The organism is Bradyrhizobium sp. 186 (assembly GCF_023101685.1).
Classification (GTDB): Bacteria; Pseudomonadota; Alphaproteobacteria; order Rhizobiales; family Xanthobacteraceae; genus Bradyrhizobium.
In genome coordinates this window covers 6,305,251-6,321,064 of the sequence record NZ_CP082164.1, presented here as the reverse complement: position 1 = coordinate 6,321,064, position 15,814 = coordinate 6,305,251, and the positions used below count along the sequence as shown (strand labels likewise).

19 protein-coding genes are annotated in these 15,814 nt (G+C 63.9%); 17 read left to right on the top strand and 2 right to left on the bottom strand.

The window, feature by feature from the left end; all coding sequences use genetic code 11:
* The first annotated feature begins 13 nt into the window (after positions 1-13).
* From rpsH to IVB18_RS30385, 14 genes are all read left to right on the top strand, one after another.
* A complete protein-coding gene (rpsH, locus tag IVB18_RS30450; protein ID WP_045008205.1) occupies positions 14-412 on the top strand; it encodes a 30S ribosomal protein S8 in 399 nt (132 codons plus the stop codon).
* A gap of 16 nt (positions 413-428) precedes the next feature.
* Positions 429-962, top strand: a complete 534-nt coding sequence (gene rplF / locus IVB18_RS30445; RefSeq protein ID WP_247984060.1) for a 50S ribosomal protein L6 — start codon at positions 429-431, stop codon at positions 960-962.
* A gap of 11 nt (positions 963-973) precedes the next feature.
* On the top strand, positions 974-1,336 hold the full coding sequence (gene rplR, locus IVB18_RS30440) for a 50S ribosomal protein L18 (RefSeq protein ID WP_007603036.1): 363 nt from the start codon (positions 974-976) through the stop codon (positions 1,334-1,336).
* Between the two features lie 46 nt (positions 1,337-1,382).
* A complete protein-coding gene (gene rpsE / locus IVB18_RS30435) occupies positions 1,383-1,958 on the top strand; it encodes a 30S ribosomal protein S5 (protein ID WP_247984059.1) in 576 nt (191 codons plus the stop codon).
* A 25-nt stretch (positions 1,959-1,983) separates the two neighbouring features.
* Positions 1,984-2,178, top strand: a complete 195-nt coding sequence (rpmD, locus tag IVB18_RS30430; protein ID WP_063682061.1) for a 50S ribosomal protein L30 — start codon at positions 1,984-1,986, stop codon at positions 2,176-2,178.
* Between the two features lie 75 nt (positions 2,179-2,253).
* Entirely contained in the window at positions 2,254-2,739 is a 486-nt protein-coding gene (gene rplO / locus IVB18_RS30425; RefSeq protein WP_247984058.1) for a 50S ribosomal protein L15, read from the top strand.
* Positions 2,740-2,888: 149 nt separating this feature from the next.
* Positions 2,889-4,220, top strand: coding sequence for a preprotein translocase subunit SecY (secY, locus tag IVB18_RS30420; RefSeq protein WP_247984057.1), 1,332 nt, complete (start codon positions 2,889-2,891; stop codon positions 4,218-4,220).
* A gap of 276 nt (positions 4,221-4,496) precedes the next feature.
* Positions 4,497-5,366 carry an adenylate kinase gene (locus IVB18_RS30415; RefSeq protein WP_247984056.1) on the top strand — a complete coding sequence of 290 codons (870 nt, stop codon included), beginning with the start codon at positions 4,497-4,499 and terminating at the stop codon, positions 5,364-5,366.
* A 187-nt stretch (positions 5,367-5,553) separates the two neighbouring features.
* Positions 5,554-5,922, top strand: a complete 369-nt coding sequence (rpsM, locus tag IVB18_RS30410) for a 30S ribosomal protein S13 (RefSeq protein WP_247984055.1) — start codon at positions 5,554-5,556, stop codon at positions 5,920-5,922.
* A 132-nt stretch (positions 5,923-6,054) separates the two neighbouring features.
* Positions 6,055-6,444, top strand: coding sequence for a 30S ribosomal protein S11 (gene rpsK / locus IVB18_RS30405; RefSeq protein ID WP_007603045.1), 390 nt, complete (start codon positions 6,055-6,057; stop codon positions 6,442-6,444).
* Positions 6,445-6,557: 113 nt separating this feature from the next.
* The gene (locus IVB18_RS30400) at positions 6,558-7,589 is read left to right on the top strand and encodes a DNA-directed RNA polymerase subunit alpha (protein WP_247984054.1); all 1,032 of its coding nucleotides are present in this window, start codon (positions 6,558-6,560) and stop codon (positions 7,587-7,589) included.
* 145 nt (positions 7,590-7,734) lie between these two features.
* Positions 7,735-8,151, top strand: a complete 417-nt coding sequence (gene rplQ / locus IVB18_RS30395; RefSeq protein WP_247984053.1) for a 50S ribosomal protein L17 — start codon at positions 7,735-7,737, stop codon at positions 8,149-8,151.
* A gap of 202 nt (positions 8,152-8,353) precedes the next feature.
* Positions 8,354-9,142, top strand: coding sequence for an SDR family oxidoreductase (locus IVB18_RS30390; protein WP_247984052.1), 789 nt, complete (start codon positions 8,354-8,356; stop codon positions 9,140-9,142).
* Positions 9,143-9,150: 8 nt separating this feature from the next.
* Positions 9,151-9,444, top strand: coding sequence for a DUF1330 domain-containing protein (locus tag IVB18_RS30385; protein ID WP_247984051.1), 294 nt, complete (start codon positions 9,151-9,153; stop codon positions 9,442-9,444).
* A 106-nt stretch (positions 9,445-9,550) separates the two neighbouring features.
* On the opposite strand, the gene IVB18_RS30380 is transcribed toward IVB18_RS30385, so the two are convergent.
* Complete coding sequence (locus IVB18_RS30380) at positions 9,551-10,564, bottom strand: zinc-binding alcohol dehydrogenase family protein (protein ID WP_247984050.1); 1,014 nt, start codon at positions 10,562-10,564, stop codon at positions 9,551-9,553.
* A gap of 124 nt (positions 10,565-10,688) precedes the next feature.
* On the opposite strand from IVB18_RS30380, the gene IVB18_RS30375 reads away from it, so the two are divergent.
* On the top strand, positions 10,689-11,072 hold the full coding sequence (locus IVB18_RS30375) for a helix-turn-helix domain-containing protein (protein ID WP_247984049.1): 384 nt from the start codon (positions 10,689-10,691) through the stop codon (positions 11,070-11,072).
* A 41-nt stretch (positions 11,073-11,113) separates the two neighbouring features.
* On the opposite strand, the gene IVB18_RS30370 is transcribed toward IVB18_RS30375, so the two are convergent.
* Positions 11,114-12,727, bottom strand: coding sequence for an OprO/OprP family phosphate-selective porin (locus tag IVB18_RS30370; protein WP_247984048.1), 1,614 nt, complete (start codon positions 12,725-12,727; stop codon positions 11,114-11,116).
* Between the two features lie 316 nt (positions 12,728-13,043).
* On the opposite strand from IVB18_RS30370, the gene IVB18_RS30365 reads away from it, so the two are divergent.
* Both IVB18_RS30365 and IVB18_RS30360 read left to right on the top strand, forming a co-directional pair.
* Complete coding sequence (locus tag IVB18_RS30365) at positions 13,044-14,450, top strand: DegQ family serine endoprotease (RefSeq protein ID WP_247984047.1); 1,407 nt, start codon at positions 13,044-13,046, stop codon at positions 14,448-14,450.
* Positions 14,447-15,778 carry a replication-associated recombination protein A gene (locus tag IVB18_RS30360; RefSeq protein WP_247984046.1) on the top strand — a complete coding sequence of 444 codons (1,332 nt, stop codon included), beginning with the start codon at positions 14,447-14,449 and terminating at the stop codon, positions 15,776-15,778. The genes IVB18_RS30365 and IVB18_RS30360 overlap by 4 nt, the downstream gene beginning before the upstream one ends.
* Positions 15,779-15,814: the final 36 nt, after the last annotated feature.

The following is a 15,814-nucleotide window of genomic DNA, read 5'->3' as shown; positions in this document are numbered from 1 at the left end:
GAGGGTCGTTTAGATGTCTACGCACGATCCAATCAGCGATCTGATCACCCGTATCCGCAACGCGCAGATGCGCGCCAAGAACAAGGTCTCCACGCCTGGCTCGAAGATGCGCGAGAACGTGCTCGAGGTGCTGAAGAGCGAGGGCTACATCCGCGGTTACGCCACGCTTGAGCATTCCTCGGGCCGCAGCGAGATCGAGATCGAACTGAAGTATTTCGACGGCGAGCCCGTCATCCGCGAGATCGAGCGGGTCTCCAAGCCCGGGCGTCGCGTTTACGCCTCGGTGAAGAACCTGCCGCGGGTCAATAACGGACTCGGCATTTCGGTGTTGTCGACGCCGAAGGGGATCATGGCTGACCACAGTGCGCGTGAAGCGAACGTGGGCGGTGAAGTCCTCTTCACGGTGTTCTGAGAAGGATTTTTGATCCATGTCACGTGTTGGCAAAAGGCCTGTTGCGGTGCCGTCCGGCGTTACCGCGACAGTCGACGGGCAGACCGTCAAGATGAAGGGGCCGAAGGGTCAGCTTCAATTCGTCGTCCATAGCGACGTCGAGGTGAAGCTCGATAACGGCCAGGTCAAGGTCGAGCCGCGGGTCGAGACCAACCGCGCGCGGGCGCTCTACGGTACCGCTCGCGCTCAGGTCGCGAATCTGGTCGAAGGCGTCACCAAGGGCTTCGAGAAGAAGCTTGAAATCACCGGCGTCGGTTACCGCGCTGCGCTGCAGGGCAAGAACCTCCAGCTCGCGCTCGGCTACAGCCACGACGTGGTCTATACGATCCCGGAAGGGATCACGATCACCGTGCCGAAGCCGACCGAGATCACGGTGACCGGCAGCGACATCCAGCGCGTCGGCCAGGTCGCGGCCGAAATCCGCGCCTATCGCCCGCCGGAGCCCTACAAGGGCAAGGGCGTGAAGTATGTTGGCGAATTCATCTTCCGCAAGGAAGGCAAGAAGAAGTAACGGAGCCGGTCATGTCGAAAGCCAAGGTTACGAATGCCCGGCGCAAGCGGAGTGTGCGGCTGAAGTTGCGCCGCTCCGGTGGCGGCCGTCCGCGCCTGTCCGTTTTCCGCTCGTCCAAGCACATCTACGCCCAGGTCATCGATGACCTGAAGGGCGAGACGCTGGCCTCTGCCTCGTCGCTCGAGAAGTCGATGCGCGACGGCGGCAAGACCGGCGCCGACATTGATGCGGCGAAGGCGGTCGGCAAGCTGCTGGCCGAGCGCGCAGCGGAGAAGGGCGTCAAGGAAGTCGTGTTCGATCGCGGCAGCTATCTCTACCACGGGCGCGTCAAGGCACTGGCCGACGCGGCGCGTGAGAGCGGGCTGAGCTTCTAACGAATTTGAGGATTGAGGCGTAAGCCTCTGAAGGATTGGAAAAACCATGGCAGGTGAACGCGAACACCGCGGCGGACGTGAACGCAGGGACCGCGAGGAGCGTGACAGCGAGTTCGTCGACAAGCTCGTCCACATCAATCGCGTGGCCAAGGTCGTCAAGGGCGGCAAGCGCTTCGGTTTCGCGGCGCTGGTCGTGATCGGCGACCAGAAGGGCCGCGCCGGCTTCGGTCACGGCAAGGCGCGCGAAGTGCCTGAAGCGATCCGGAAAGCGACTGAAGCCGCTAAGCGCAACCTGACCCGCGTGTCGCTGCGCGAGGGCCGCACGCTGCACCACGACATCGCCGGCCGTCATGGCGCGGGCCGTGTCTACCTGCGTGCCGCTCCGGCCGGTACCGGCATCATCGCCGGCGGCCCGATGCGCGCCGTGTTCGAGACGCTCGGCGTCCAGGACGTGGTGGCGAAGTCGATCGGCTCGTCGAACCCGTACAACATGGTGCGTGCGACCTTCGATGCGCTGAAGCACCAGGATTCGCCGCGTTCGGTCGCAGCCCGCCGCAACATCAAGGTGTCCACCCTGCAGGCCCGCCGCATTGGCGGCGATGCCGAGGCGGCTGCCGAGTAACGGAAGCTTTTCGGAGTAGACCACGATGGCCAAGGCCGCAAAGACGATCAAGCTCGAGCAGACTGGCAGCGCGATCCGCCGCCATCATTCGCAGCGCTCGACGCTGATCGGACTCAAGCTCAACAAGATCGGCCGCGTCAGCGAACTGCCGGACACCCCGGCGGTCCGCGGCATGATCGAAAAAGTTCACCATCTCGTCCGCATCGTCGACGAGAAGTAAGACAGAGCGCATGATCCCGGAAACCGGATAGCGGTTTTCGGCCGAGATCATACGCAAGAAACAAGGAGAAGGGCGATGAAGCTCAGCGATATCGCCGAAAACGCCGGCTCGCGCAAGAAGCGTATGCGCGTCGGTCGTGGCATCGGTTCGGGCAAGGGCAAGCAGTCCGGCCGCGGCGGCAAGGGCCAGACCGCGCGTTCGGGCGTGCGCATCAAGGGCTTCGAAGGCGGCCAGATGCCGATGCATCGCCGTCTGCCCAAGCGCGGCTTCAACAACATCTTCCGCATCGAGTTCGCCGAGATCAATCTCGACCGGCTCCAGGAAGCGGTCGATGCCAAGAAGGTCGACGCCGGCAGCGTCGTGAACGTCGAGGCTCTGGTGAAGGCCGGCGTGCTGCGCCGCGCCAAGGGCGGCCTGCGGCTGCTCGGCCGCGGCGAGCTCAAGGCCAAGCTCAACATCGAAGTGCATGGCGCCTCGAAGACCGCGATTGAAGCGGTCGAGAGGGCCGGCGGCTCGGTGAAGATCCTCGCGCCTGCCAAGGAAGAAGGCGAGGCGGCGTAACAACTGCGTCATTGGCCCGCGGCTCGCGGGCCTTTAACGCATGTGGGACGATGGACTTATCGAAGCCGAGCACCAGATAATGTCCGGCGTCCGCCCAATAGCCCGGCCGCGGGTATAACGGCGCAAAAGGCGGCGGGAGAAAGTCCAATATGGCCTCAGCAGCGGAACAACTGGCAGCCAACCTCAATTTCGGCGCGTTTGCCAAGGCCGACGAGCTGAAGAAGCGCATCTGGTTCACCCTGGGTGCGCTGCTGGTTTATCGGCTCGGCACCTACATCCCGCTGCCCGGCATCGATCCCAACATCTGGGAGCAGGTGTTCCGCTCCCAGGCGGGCGGCATCCTCGGCATGTTCAACATGTTCGCCGGCGGCGGCATCCACCGCATGGCGATCTTCGCGCTGAACATCATGCCGTACATATCGGCCTCGATCATCATCCAGCTCCTGACCACCGTCTCGCCGCAGCTCGAGGCGCTGAAGAAGGAAGGCGAGTCCGGCCGCAAGACGCTGAACCAGTACACCCGCTACCTCACCGTGATCCTGGCCGCGTTCCAGTCCTATGGTATCGCGGTCGGCCTTGAAGGCGCCGGCAACGTCGTCAGCGACCCCGGCCTGTTCTTCCGCCTCTCCACCGCGATCACGCTGACCGGCGGCACCATGTTCCTGATGTGGCTGGGCGAGCAGATCACCTCGCGCGGCATCGGCAACGGCATCTCGCTGATCATCCTCTCCGGCATCGTCGCGGAGCTGCCGGCGGCGCTCGCCAACATGCTCGAGCTCGGCCGTCAGGGTGCGATGTCGACCGGCCTGATCCTGGTTGTCATCATCATGGCGGTCGCCGTGATCGCCTTCATCGTGTTCATGGAGCGCGCGCAGCGCCGGCTCCTGATTCAGTATCCGAAGCGCCAGGTCGGCAACAAGATGTTCGAGGGGCAGTCCTCGCATCTGCCGCTCAAGCTCAACACCTCCGGCGTGATCCCGCCGATCTTCGCGTCCTCGCTCTTGCTGTTGCCGACCACGGTCGCAAATTTCAACGCGGGCAGTGGGCCGGAATGGTTCCAGTGGATCACGACCCAGCTCGGCCACGGCCGGCCGCTGTTTTTGATAATGTATCTCGCGCTGATCGTGTTCTTCGCGTTCTTCTACACGGCGATCGTGTTCAACCCGACCGAGACCGCGGACAATCTGAAGAAGCACGGCGGCTTCATTCCAGGCATCCGTCCCGGCGAGCGTACCGCCGAATATATCGACTACGTGCTGTCGCGCGTCACCGTGCTCGGCGCGGTCTATCTCGCGATCGTCTGTCTGATTCCGGAAATCCTGATCTCCTATGCCTCGGTGCCGTTCTACTTCGGCGGCACGTCGCTGCTGATCGTGGTCAGCGTCACCATGGACACGGTGGCGCAGGTGCAGGGCTATCTGCTCGCCCATCAGTATGAAGGGTTGATCCGGAAGTCGAAGCTGAGAGGCCGCCGCCGCTAGGGCGCGGCGTCCTCTCGGGCTCCTGACTCCCGTCGCCGATTCGCCGCGCACGCAGGTGCACGGCTTCCGCGAAGTGCAGGACCGACCGTTCGGTCGCATCGGCAGAGCTGCTCCCCCTGCGACGCAATCACTGATTTCAAAGGCCTTCTTGGCGTCCGGGCATTCGCTCCCCTATGATATGGGTGGCAGCGCGGGGCCGATTGTGGTTTGCACTGTTTCTGAACTTCAAACACAGGTGCGCGTCGGATCGCTCACCAATCCGGGGGGCGTACGCCGATGAGAATTATTCTTCTGGGACCGCCGGGGTCGGGCAAGGGGACCCAGGCGCAGTTGCTGGTGCAGCGCTATGGCATCGTGCAGCTTTCGACCGGCGAGATGCTGCGCGCAGCCGTTGCTGCGGGAACGCCGGTCGGCCTGAAGGCCAAGGAGATCATGGCCGGTGGCGGCCTCGTTCCCGACGAGGTTGTGGTCGGAATCATCTCCGACCGCATCGACCAGCCCGATGCGAGGAACGGTTTCATTCTCGACGGCTTCCCGCGGACCGTGCCGCAGGCCGAGGCGCTGGACGACCTCCTCAAGCACAAGCACCTCAAGCTCGACGCCGTGATCGAGCTCCGCGTCAACGAGAGCGCGCTCCTGAATCGCGTCGAGACCCGCGTTGCCCAGATGCGGGAACGCGGCGAGGAAGTCCGGGTCGACGATACGCCGGAGGTCCTGACCAGGCGACTCGCCAGCTACCGCAGCCAGACGGAACCGCTGATTCACTACTATTCCGAGCGTCGGAAGCTTTCGACCATCGATGGCATGATGGCCATCGACGAGGTGACCCGCGCCATCCACCGTCTGCTCCTGGCGCTCGGGGCTGTCGAGCCCAGGACGCATGCCAGAAGCGCAGCCAAGGCTGCGCCCGCCAAGACGGGGGCGAAGAAGACCAAGTCAGCCAAAAAACCGGCGAAAACGGCTAAAAAGGCTGCAAAGTCTGCCAAAAAGGCGACCAAGACGGCCGTGAAGGGTGTCAAGAAGACAACCAAGAAGGTAGCCAAGAAGGCCGTCAAAAAGGCCGCAAAGAAGGCCGCCAAGAAGGCGGTCAAAAAGGGTGCCAAAAAGGCCGCAAAAAAGGTCACGAAAAAGCGAGCTAAACGCTAGCGGCGGTTGACGAAAGCCCCCTGAATCCCTTAATAAGCCCCGCATCCAAGTCGGATAGTTTCAGACGATGCCGGGCCCCAGGAAGACCGGGGGAGGGCGTCGTGTTCGCGTTTGTGAACACCTGCCCGAGAAAACAAGCACTTAAAGCCTGATTCCTGACGAGGGATCGGCAACAGGAGAGAAGGCCGTGGCCCGTATTGCCGGCGTGAACATTCCCACCAACAAGCGCGTGCTGATCGCGCTCCAGTACATCCATGGCATCGGCGAGAAGATCGCCGGCGAGATCGTGGAGAAGGTGAAGATCCCCCAGGATCGTCGCGTCAATCAGCTCAGCGATGCCGAAGTGCTTCAGATCCGCGAAGTGATCGACCGCGACTATCTCGTCGAGGGTGATCTGCGTCGTGAGGTCGGTATCAACATCAAGCGTCTGATGGACCTCGGCTGCTATCGCGGCCTGCGTCATCGTCGTGGTCTGCCGGTGCGCGGTCAGCGTACCCACACCAATGCGCGTACGCGCAAGGGGCCGGCCAAGGCCATTGCCGGCAAGAAGAAGTAAACTGGCGAATAGGGAATAGGCGAATGGCGAGTAGGGAGCGTCCCTATTCGCCGTTCGCTACTCACCATTCGCTTCCACAGGTGTAGCCGCTGGCATTACGGCGGCGTTTGAGATCTCCAGGAAAGGTATTCAATGGGCAAGGAAGCCACCCGCGTTCGTCGTCGTGAGCGCAAGAACATCGCCTCCGGCGTCGCGCACGTGAACTCGTCGTTCAACAACACGACCATCACCATCACCGACGCGCAGGGCAACACGATTGCCTGGTCCTCTGCCGGCACGATGGGCTTCAAGGGCTCGCGCAAGTCGACCCCGTATGCGGCGCAGGTTGCCGCCGAGGACGTGTCCAAGAAGGCGCAGGAACACGGCATGCGCACGCTGGAAGTCGAAGTCGCCGGTCCCGGCTCGGGCCGTGAGTCGGCGCTCCGCGCGCTCCAGGCGGCGGGCTTCACCGTCACCTCGATCCGTGACGTGACCACGATCCCGCACAACGGTTGCCGTCCGCGCAAGCGTCGGCGCGTTTGATACGAAGTTGCGGGCGCCGTCGTCGTCCGTGATGACTTTTTTAAGAAGCCGCAGGTGCGACCTGCGGCCTTTCTCCAACGCCAGTATCTGCAATGGCAGTTTGACTGGCCTGTATGGGTGAAACAGTGACGATCCAGAAAAATTGGCAAGAACTGATTCGGCCGAACAAGCTCCAGGTAACCCCCGGCAGCGATTCGACCCGCTTTGCGACCATCGTTGCCGAGCCGCTCGAGCGCGGCTTCGGCCAGACCCTCGGCAATGCGCTCCGCCGCATCCTGCTGTCCTCGCTCCAGGGTGCGGCCGTGCAGTCGGTGCACATCGACGGCGTGCTGCACGAGTTCTCCTCGATCGCGGGCGTTCGCGAGGACGTCACCGACATCGTGCTGAACATCAAGGATATCGCGATCAGGATGCAGGGCGAAGGCCCCAAGCGCATGGTCGTGAAGAAGCAGGGCCCGGGCGCCGTCACCGCCGGCGACATCCAGACCGTCGGCGACGTCGTGGTGCTTAACCCGGACTTGCAGATCTGCACGCTGGACGAGGGCGCCGAGATCCGCATGGAATTCACGGTCGCGACCGGCAAGGGCTATGTGCCCGCCGAGCGCAACCGCCCCGAGGACGCGCCGATCGGCCTGATCCCGGTCGACAGCCTGTACTCGCCGGTCCGCAAGGTCTCCTACAAGGTCGAGAACACCCGCGAGGGCCAGATCCTCGACTACGACAAGCTGACCATGACGATCGAGACCAACGGCGCGCTGACGCCGGATGATTCCGTGGCCTATGCCGCGCGCATCCTTCAGGACCAGCTCAACGTGTTCGTCAACTTCGAAGAGCCGCGCAAGGAAGTCGCCCAGGAGATCATCCCGGACCTCGCCTTCAACCCGGCCTTCCTCAAGAAGGTGGACGAGCTCGAGCTGTCGGTGCGTTCGGCCAACTGTCTGAAGAACGACAACATCGTCTATATCGGCGACCTCGTGCAGAAGTCGGAAGCGGAAATGCTCCGTACCCCGAACTTCGGCCGCAAGTCGCTGAACGAGATCAAGGAAGTGCTGGCCCAGATGGGTCTGCACCTCGGCATGGAAGTGCCGGGCTGGCCGCCGGAGAACATCGACGAGCTCGCCAAGCGCTTCGAGGATCATTACTAAGCGAATAGGGAGTGGCGAATGGCGAATTGAAAACTACTCGCTATTCACCATTCGCTACTCGCCATCTTGGGCGAACGCAGGCAGCCCACCTGAGCAACATGTCCGACGAACCGTCGCGGCAGTTTTTTACGTAAGGAATAGACACATGCGTCACGGCAAGGTTCATCGGAAGCTCAACCGCACGGCCGAGCATCGCAAGGCGATGTTCGCCAACATGGCGGCCTCGCTGATCAAGCACGAGCAGATCGTCACCACGCTGCCCAAGGCCAAGGAGCTGCGCCCGATCGTCGAGAAGCTCGTCACGCTCGGCAAGAAGGGCGGTCTCGCTTTGCGCCGCCAGGCGATCTCCGAGATGCGCGACAAGGATCAGGTCAGGAAGCTGTTCGACACGCTGGCGACCCGTTACAAGGACCGCCAGGGCGGCTACACCCGCATCATCAAGGCCGGCTTCCGCTACGGCGACAACGCCCCGATGGCCGTGATCGAGTTCGTCGATCGCGACGTCGACGCCAAGGGCCAGGACTCCGGTCCGGTTCAGGCGAAGGAAGCCGAGGCGGCGTAAGCCCAACGGCATCAGGTTTCGAGAAAGCGGCGCTTCGGCGCCGCTTTTTTGTTGGCTGTCGCTGCATCCACATCCAAGGTGTCGTCCTGGCTTTCGCCAGGACGACTGTGGGGCTGTTGTCTTCGTCACGCCTCAGTGAGCGCCGATTGCGATGGCACCGGCCGCGTCCGATATCTCCACCAGCATCAGGTGGAGATATCGCATGAACATCGACCTTTCCGGAAAGACCGCCCTCGTAACCGGCTCGACTGCCGGCATAGGCAACGCCATCGCCAAAGGCCTTGCCGCCTCAGGTGCGAGCGTCGTGATCAACGGCCGCGGCCAGGACAAGGTCGATGCGGCCGTGCGCAAGCTGCAAGGTGCGAGCGGCAAGGTGCGCGGCATCGCAGCTGACGTCTCGACCGCGGCGGGCTGCAAGGCGCTTTTGGCAGCACTGCCCGAGGTCGACATCCTCATCAACAATGCCGGCATCTTCGAGCCAAAGGACTTTTTCGAGATTCCGGACGAGGACTGGAGCCGGTTTTTCGAGGTCAACGTGATGAGCGGCGTGCGGCTGTCGCGCGCCTATCTGAAAGGCATGCTCAAGCGCAATTGGGGCCGCATCGTCTTCATCTCCTCGGAATCCGGTCTCAACATTCCGGTCGAGATGATCCATTACGGCATGACCAAGACCGCGCAGCTCTCCGTCGCGCGCGGGCTGGCGCAGCTCACCCGCGGCACCGGCGTTACCGTCAATTCCGTGCTGCCCGGCCCGACCATGTCCGAAGGCGTCGAGACTTTTGTGAAGGATCTGGCGAAGCAGAACGGCCAGTCGGTGGATGAGGCCGCTGCCAATTTCGTCAAGCAGCATCGCCCGAGCTCGCTGTTGCAACGCTTTGCCAGTGTCGACGAGATCGCCAACATGGTGGTCTATGTCGCGTCAAAGGAAGCGTCTGCGACCAACGGTGCGGCGCTGCGTGCCGAGGGCGGTATCGTCAATACGATCGCGTGAGCATGCGCATGCCGGCCTATGTAATCTCCGAGGTCGAGACACGCGATCCCGCAGCGATGGCGGCCTATCGCACGCTTGCCTCGCAAACCATCACACAATATGGCGGCCGTTACCTCGCGCGCGGCGGAGCCGCCGAGGTGGTGGAGGGCGGCCCGCCGCCGAAGACCGTCATCATCGTGGAGTTTCCCTCGATGGCGCGGGCGCGGGAATGGTATGCCTCGCCGGAATACGCGGAGGCACTCAAGCTGCGGCAGACGGCGCTGGAGCGGCGGCTGTTGTTCGTCGAGGGTGCGGCGCCTTAGAGAGGTGCGTCATGGCCGGGCTTGTCCCGGCCATCCACGGACCACCGCGCATGAGGATGCACGTGGATGCCCGGGACAAGCCCGGGCATGACCGAGTGCGTGGTTGCTACCACCCCTCCAGCACGATCTTGCCGCGCGACTTGCCGCTCTCGAGCAGCGCATGCGCGCGCTTGAGGTTCGCGGCGTTGATCGTGCCAAAGGTCTGGTCGAGCGTGGTGCGCAGTACGCCCTTGTCGATGAGGTCGGCGACGTCGCCCAGCAGATGGTGCTGCGCGATCATGTCCGGCGTCTGGAACGAAGACCGAGTGAACATCGATTCCCAATGCACCGAAATTGCCTTGCCCTTGAACGCACTCATGGTGAATTCCGGGGGATCGTCGATCAGGCCGAACTTGCCCTGCGGTGCCATGAAGTCTGCGATCGCCTTGTAGTGCTGGTCGGTGAAGGTCAGGCTCGCCACCAACGCGACCGGCGGCAGCTTCAATTTCTCGATCTGCTCCTTCATCGGCTTGCCGTGGTCGATCACCGCATGCGCGCCGAGATCGAGACACCATTTCTGCGACTCCGGCCGCGTCGCGGTGGCCAGCACCGTCAGCCCGGTGAGGCGGCGCGCAAGCTGGATCAGGATCGAGCCGACGCCGCCGGCGCCGCCCGTGATCAGCAGCGTGCGCGGATCGACGCTCTTGCCCGGCACTGCACCGAGCCGGTCAAACAGCAACTCCCACGCGGTGATGGAGGTGAGGGGAAGGGCCGCAGCCTGCGCGAACGACAGGCTCTTCGGCTTGCGGCCGGCGATGCGCTCGTCGACCAGATGGAATTCGGAGTTGGTGCCCTGGCGCAGGATTGAGCCGGCGTAAAACACCTCGTCGCCCGGCTTGAACAGCGTCACGTCGGGCCCGACGGCATCGACCACGCCTGCGGCGTCATAACCGAGGATCTTGGTCTCGCCTTCGGGCGGAGCGGCGCGCTTGCGCACCTTGTAGTCGACCGGATTGGCCGAGATCGCCTTCACGGCGACGCGGATGTCGCGCGCCTTCGGCTCGGGCTTCGCGGTCTCGAAATCGATCAGTGAATCCGCATCCTCGATCGGAAGCGACTTTTTGTAGCCGACGGCCTTCATGGCTTGTCTTCTCCATCAGATGGCGTGCTCGCCCGTCGTTCTAACTGTCGCCCTGGCCCCGATTTGGCAAGTACTGTAAATTCGGGGATATAGTCCCTGTTTGGATACTATTGGGAAAACACTCATGAAACGGCGCAACTTCGCCCGTCGTCCCGGCTGCTCGGTCGAGGCGACGCTGGATCTGATCGACGGCAAGTGGAAGGGCGTGATCCTCTACCACCTCCAGAGCGGCACCCAGCGTTTCGGCGAATTGCGTCGCCTGATGCCCGCCATCACCCAGCGCATGCTGACCAAGCAGCTTCGTGCGCTGGAGGAGGACAAGCTCATCATCCGCAAGGTCTATGCGGAAGTGCCGCCGCGGGTGGAGTATTGCCTATCCGAACTCGGCGAGAGCCTGCGGCCGGTGATCGATATTCTCAAGGCCTGGGGCGAGAGCCATCAGCAGCGGCTGTCCTGTGCGCCGGCGCCCGAGGCGGAGCCGGTCAAGAAGCCGAAGCGCGCGGCGTGAATATCCGGGAGCGGACCGTGCCGCTCCCGGAATCAATCGCGTCAGAACGCGAACTGCGTGCGCATCGCGACGGCGTCGAACTTCGAGCCGACATCGGCGGTCGAGATCGGCGAGGCCTGCCTGGAGATCGTGCCATGCAGGTAGTCGAGCATGAAGCGGACGTTGCCGTTGACGTACCAGTTGAGCGCGAGCGTGTAGACGGTCTGCCGGCCGCCGGCGATGCCGGTGGCGGTCGCAAGTTGATCATTGAGATCGATGGTTGAAAAGCGCCCCGCGATCTCCCACGCGCCCCAGCCGCCGCCTTCGAGCGAGAACGGGTGCGCCGGCTTGACGCCGCTATAGGCCGCATTCGCCGCATTGTAGCTGCGGCTCTCGCCTGTCAACACGTAGCCGGCCTGCGCATAGCCGCCCTGGAATTTGAGGCTCGGCGCACCCAGCGGCGGCAGGCCGGTATTGGCGCTGCGATCGATGTTGTACCAGAAATACTCGCCTTGCAGGATCAGCGGTCCGTAGGTGGCGGCCGCTTCGACGCTGTAGACCTGAGCGCCGGAGGCATTGGCGATCGCGCCGGTCGTAGCGAGTGCCGTCGGATCGATGCGCAACTCCGGGCGGTCGGTGAGCGTGACCGTCTGCGCACCCGTCACCATGTTGCGCGACGGCTGAATCAGCCATTCTGCGTTTCCGCCGAGATGCAGCGAGTAATCCTTGCCGCTGACGACCTGGCCGGCAACGCGGGCAACGGCGCCATACTGCTCGGTGGCGCCGTTCGGCGCCGCGCTCGACGCTGAATGGATCGCACCAGTGGCCGGACCGGTCACATAGGCGCCGGCCCAGAACACGTCGTTGTACCAGCGCGTGCCGATGGCCGAGCGGAAGTCACCCGCGGCGATGCTGGTCGCGACGACGCCCGCCGTGGCGCGCTCCATGAACAAGATGTCGTTGGAGCTCGTGGCTTCATCGAGCGTGTAGGGCAGGTCCATGATGCCGCCTTCGATGGCCATCTTGCCGCCGAACGGCTTCAACCCCGTGTAGCTCAGATAAGCGTTCTCCACGCCGGACAAGCCGCCGCCCGGGAGCGATCCAGGTGCCGCGCCGCCAAATCCGTCGGAGGAGCCGCCGAAGTCGTAGACCAGCGCAAAATTCCAGTCGTTGAAGAATTTGCCGGTGACGCCGATGCGCGCGCGACGGACGTTCTCGCCGCTGTCGAGCTTCTGCGGCACGGTGCCCGCCGTGTTGGGACGATAGTCATAGCCGCCGACATCCCAGTGTACGCGACCGGTGGTCGCGACGCAGTTCGCCCCATCGGCGGTGCAGATGGTCGGCCGGTTGTTCGGCATCGTCACGATCACGCCGGATGTCGGCGCCGTGCCCTTGACCGGAAACGCCGCATTGGCGTTGGCCACGACGACCTTCGCCTCCGAGCGTGCCTCGGCTTTGGCCTCGGCCTTCGCTTCGACCTTGGCCTTCGCCGTGGCCGCCGTATTCGCTGCGGTCTGACTTTGGAGCTTGTCGAGCTTCTGCTCGAGCAGCTTCAACTGCTGTTTCAGGAGTGCGATCTCCTGATCGCTGCTGTTTGCCGATTGGGCCTGGGCCTGCGAGGCCGCCAGCGCGCCGGCGAGACCAATCGCCGCCGCTGCAATTCTTGTCCTGCTCACGTCATCACTCCATTGGTTGGACCAACTTCCCCAAGTCGCAAACGGAGAGCCTAAGAATGATCGATGACTGCCCCGCGACGGCGCGCTTCGGTTGCGTGGTTCCCACTGATGCAAATTCGCCGCAACCGAATCCGCCGCAGACACAATGCAGGATGACGGGTGTCATGCCAATCCGCACGCTGGCGCAAATGTCCAAGCTGCGCGCAGGGCTTGCATGCCCGGGCAGGCGGGAAGGAGGCCGAATATTGCGGCCCGGCGGCCCTTCTATTGACGGGCGAAGGCGCCTATATTCCGGCGTCTTTTCCGAGAGGTAGGAATGTTTCGATCGATCCGTACCGCCGTCATCACTGCATTGTGCATAGCCTTTTCGGCCCATTTCGATCCGGCCGCTGCGCAGGACCGCCGCGTCCCGTCCTCGCCGGCCGAACTGCGCATGTCCTATGCGCCGATCGTCCAGCGGGTGCAGCCGGCGGTCGTCAACGTCTATGCCGCCAAGGTGGTGCAGAACCGTAATCCGCTGCTCGATGACCCGATCTTCCGCCGCTTCTTCGGCGTGCCGGGCCAGCAGCCGGAGCAGATGCAGCGCTCGCTCGGCTCCGGCGTCATCGTCGATGCCTCGGGTCTCGTGGTCACCAACGTCCATGTCATCGAGGGCGCCGACCAGGTCAAGGTATCGCTGTCGGACAAGCGGGAATTCGAGGCCGAGATCCTGCTCAAGGATCCGCGCACCGATCTCGCGGTGCTGCGCCTGAAGGACGCCAAGGAGAAATTCCCGACGCTTGACTTCACCAATTCCGATGAGCTGCTGGTCGGCGACGTCGTGCTCGCGATCGGCAATCCCTTCGGCGTCGGCCAGACCGTGACCCACGGCATCATCTCGGCGCTGGCGCGGACGCAGGTCGGCATCACCGACTATCAGTTCTTCATCCAGACCGATGCGCCGATCAATCCCGGCAATTCCGGCGGTGCGCTGGTCGACATGAGCGGCAAGCTCGCCGGCATCAACACCGCGATCTATTCGCGCTCCGGGGGCTCGCAAGGCATCGGCTTCGCTATCCCCGCCAACATGGTGCGCGTCGTCGTTGCCTCCGCCAAGAGCGGCGGCAAGGCGGTGAAGCGTCCGTGGCTCGGTGCAAAGTTGCAGGCGGTGACGCCCGAGATCGCCGAAAGCCTTGGCCTGCGCTCGCCGACCGGCGCTCTGGTCGCAAGCGTCGTCGCGAGCGGCCCCGCGGCGAAGGCCGGGCTGAAATCCTCCGATCTCATCACCGGCATCGACGGACAGACCGTGGACGATCCCAATGCGTTCGACTATCGCTTCGCCACGCGTCCGCTCGGCGGCACGGCGCAGCTCGACCTGCAGCGCGGCGGCAAGCCGGTCAAGCTGGCGGTGGCGCTGGAGACGGCGCCCGATACCGGCCGCAACGAGCTCGTCATTACCGCGCGCTCGCCGTTCCAGGGCGCGAAGGTCTCGAGCATCACGCCGGCGGTCGCCGACGAGCTGCATCTCGACGCCGACACCGAGGGTGTGGTGATCACAGATCTCGGCGGCGATACCGCGGCCGCGAATGTCGGCTTCCAGAAGGGCGACATCATTCTGGCGATCAACAACCAGAAGATCGGCAAGACCGGCGATATCGAGAAAGCGGCCGCTGAGCGCCAGCGGATCTGGCGCATCACGCTGGTGCGTGGCGGCCAGCAGATCAACGTCACGCTGGGCGGATGAGTCCGAAGCGACCACAGGAGACGCCAACTCTCTTCGCTGCGGCGGGGCTCGACCACGAGGCTCCGCATCCGCTGCCGGACCGCCTGCGTCCGCGTGCGCTGTCGGAGGTCGTCGGCCAGGACCATATCCTCGGGCCCGACGGTGCGCTGACGCGCATGCTGGCGACCCGCACGCTGGGCTCGCTGATCTTCTGGGGCCCGCCCGGTACCGGCAAGACCACGGTGGCGCGGCTGCTCGCGGATGCCACCGACCTGCATTTCGAGCAGATCTCCGCGGTGTTCTCCGGCGTTGCCGATCTCAAGAAGGCCTTTGACGCCGCGCGCGCCCGCCGCGAGATCGGCAAGGGCACGCTGCTGTTCGTCGATGAGGTCCATCGCTTCAATCGCGCCCAGCAGGATTCGTTTCTGCCTGTCATGGAAGACGGCACGGTGGTGATGATCGGCGCCACCACCGAAAACCCGTCCTTCGAACTCAACGCGGCGCTTTTGTCGCGCGCCCGCGTGCTGGTGTTCCGCTCGCTCGATACGGCCGCGATCGAGAAGCTGTTCGCGCATGCCGAGGCGGTGGAGGGCCGAAAGCTGCCGCTCGATGCTGAGGCGCGTGCGGTGCTGGTGCGCATGGCCGACGGTGACGGGCGAGCCTCGCTGACGCTGGCCGAGGAAGTCTGGCGCGCCGCGCGCAAGGACGAGATTTTCGACGCTGCGCAGTTGCAGGAGATCCTGCAGCGCCGCGCGCCGATCTACGACAAGTCGGCCGACGGCCACTACAACCTGATCTCGGCGCTGCATAAGTCGGTGCGCGGCTCCGATCCCGATGCCGCGCTCTATTACCTTGCGCGCATGCTCGATGCCGGCGAGGATCCGTTGTTCCTGGCCCGCCGCGTCGTGCGCATGGCGGTCGAGGACATCGGGCTTGCCGATCCGCAGGCGCTCGTCATCGCAAACGCCGCCAAGGACGCCTTCGACTTCCTTGGTCATCCCGAGGGCGAGCTCGCCATCGCGCAGGCCGTGGTCTATCTCGCCACCGCGCCGAAATCGAACGCGGTCTACGCCGCTTTCGGTGCGGCGATGGAGACCGCCAAGCAGGCCGGCTCGCTCCTGCCGCCAAAACACATCCTCAACTCTCCGACCAAGCTGATGAAGTCCGAAGGCTACGGCGCAGCTTACGAATATGACCACGACGCTCCCGACGCCTTCTCCGGCCAGGACTACTTTCCCGAAGCCCTGGGCCGCCAGACCTTCTACGATCCGCCCGAGCGTGGTTTCGAGCGCGAGATCCGGAAGCGGCTGGATTACTGGGCAAAGCTGCGGAAGGAGCGGGGTGGCTAAGGCTAAATCGCCATTTCGCCGTGACGCGAGGCCGCT

Bases quoted from the DNA above. Each gene is read 5' to 3' on its own strand.
- rpsH (WP_045008205.1), top strand. From the start codon at position 14: ATGTCTACGCACGATCCAATCAGCGATCTGATCACCCGTATCCGCAAC.
- rplF (WP_247984060.1), top strand. From the start codon at position 429: ATGTCACGTGTTGGCAAAAGGCCTGTTGCGGTGCCGTCCGGCGTTACC.
- rplR (WP_007603036.1), top strand. From the start codon at position 974: ATGTCGAAAGCCAAGGTTACGAATGCCCGGCGCAAGCGGAGTGTGCGG.
- rpsE (WP_247984059.1), top strand. From the start codon at position 1,383: ATGGCAGGTGAACGCGAACACCGCGGCGGACGTGAACGCAGGGACCGC.
- rpmD (WP_063682061.1), top strand. From the start codon at position 1,984: ATGGCCAAGGCCGCAAAGACGATCAAGCTCGAGCAGACTGGCAGCGCG.
- rplO (WP_247984058.1), top strand. From the start codon at position 2,254: ATGAAGCTCAGCGATATCGCCGAAAACGCCGGCTCGCGCAAGAAGCGT.
- secY (WP_247984057.1), top strand. From the start codon at position 2,889: ATGGCCTCAGCAGCGGAACAACTGGCAGCCAACCTCAATTTCGGCGCG.
- IVB18_RS30415 (WP_247984056.1), top strand. From the start codon at position 4,497: ATGAGAATTATTCTTCTGGGACCGCCGGGGTCGGGCAAGGGGACCCAG.
- rpsK (WP_007603045.1), top strand. From the start codon at position 6,055: ATGGGCAAGGAAGCCACCCGCGTTCGTCGTCGTGAGCGCAAGAACATC.
- IVB18_RS30400 (WP_247984054.1), top strand. From the start codon at position 6,558: ATGGGTGAAACAGTGACGATCCAGAAAAATTGGCAAGAACTGATTCGG.
- rplQ (WP_247984053.1), top strand. From the start codon at position 7,735: ATGCGTCACGGCAAGGTTCATCGGAAGCTCAACCGCACGGCCGAGCAT.
- IVB18_RS30390 (WP_247984052.1), top strand. From the start codon at position 8,354: ATGAACATCGACCTTTCCGGAAAGACCGCCCTCGTAACCGGCTCGACT.
- IVB18_RS30385 (WP_247984051.1), top strand. From the start codon at position 9,151: ATGCCGGCCTATGTAATCTCCGAGGTCGAGACACGCGATCCCGCAGCG.
- IVB18_RS30380 (WP_247984050.1), bottom strand. From the start codon at position 10,564: ATGAAGGCCGTCGGCTACAAAAAGTCGCTTCCGATCGAGGATGCGGAT.
- IVB18_RS30375 (WP_247984049.1), top strand. From the start codon at position 10,689: ATGAAACGGCGCAACTTCGCCCGTCGTCCCGGCTGCTCGGTCGAGGCG.
- IVB18_RS30365 (WP_247984047.1), top strand. From the start codon at position 13,044: ATGTTTCGATCGATCCGTACCGCCGTCATCACTGCATTGTGCATAGCC.
- IVB18_RS30360 (WP_247984046.1), top strand. From the start codon at position 14,447: ATGAGTCCGAAGCGACCACAGGAGACGCCAACTCTCTTCGCTGCGGCG.